Consider the following 508-nt stretch of genomic DNA (forward strand, 5'->3'; position numbering starts at 1 on the left):
TCCCGTTCAACCAGCCCGGATCCCTCACGAAGGTGTTCGCGGTGGCCAGCGGCAAAGGCGGGGTGGGCAAGTCCTCGGTCACGGTGAACCTCGCCTGCGCCATGGCCGCCCAGGGCCTGCGCGTCGGCATTATCGACGCTGACGTGTACGGATTCTCGGTGCCGGCACTGATGGGCATCGACCAGTCCCCCACCCGCGTGGACGACATGATCCTGCCGCCGGTCGCTTACGGGGTGAAGGTCATTTCCATCGGAATGTTCGTCAAGGGCAATCAGCCGGTGGCCTGGCGCGGACCCATGCTGCACCGTGCGCTGGAGCAGTTCCTCACCGACGTCTACTTCGGCGACCTGGACGCCCTGTTCCTGGACCTGCCTCCGGGAACAGGGGACATCGCCATCTCCGTGGCGCAGCTGCTCCCCAAGGCCGAGATCCTGGTGGTGACCACCCCGCAGACGGCGGCCGCTGACGTCGCCGAACGTGCCGGCGCCATTGCCACCCAGACGGGTCA

The 508-nt window shown here is 67.1% G+C and carries 1 protein-coding gene; it reads left to right on the plus strand.

Annotated elements, in window-relative coordinates; translation table 11 throughout:
• A partial coding sequence (locus ACXJ3V_RS20860; protein WP_457102264.1) for a P-loop NTPase occupies positions 1 to 508 on the plus strand: 508 nt, incomplete at both ends.

The sequence above is a fragment of the Microbacterium sp. P5_E9 genome, from assembly GCF_054049175.1.